This is a genomic window from Streptomyces hilarionis, from assembly GCF_024539675.1.
GTDB lineage: Bacteria > Actinomycetota > Actinomycetes > Streptomycetales > Streptomycetaceae > Streptomyces > Streptomyces hilarionis.
The window spans coordinates 1-239 of sequence record NZ_JAHHIT010000882.1; the positions used below are offsets into that span (position 1 = coordinate 1).

Genomic DNA, 239 nt, shown 5'->3' on the forward strand with positions numbered 1-239 from the left:
GGACGGAAGTGGGCATTAATTATTGAAAGTCCTTCGACGGGACAGGTTTACAACGTTGTAACCGCGTTAGGGAAAACCAGGTTATTCAAGAATGCCGATACTGCTATCGACTTCATAAAGGAAACCTGCCCTAACAATCCTTTTAGAGTAATAACAGTAACCTACGGGGTTCCCCCGTCATGATGAAAGAGGCAATGGTATGCAATCTCAAACTTCCAAAGTTGGACGCAACATAGAAG

At 43.9% G+C, this 239-nt stretch carries 1 protein-coding gene; it reads left to right on the forward strand.

Annotation, left to right across the window (positions count from 1 at the left end):
- A partial coding sequence (locus KMS84_RS44865; RefSeq protein ID WP_256921670.1) for a hypothetical protein occupies positions 1-183 on the forward strand: 183 nt, incomplete at its 5' end.
- Positions 184-239 lie beyond the last annotated feature (56 nt).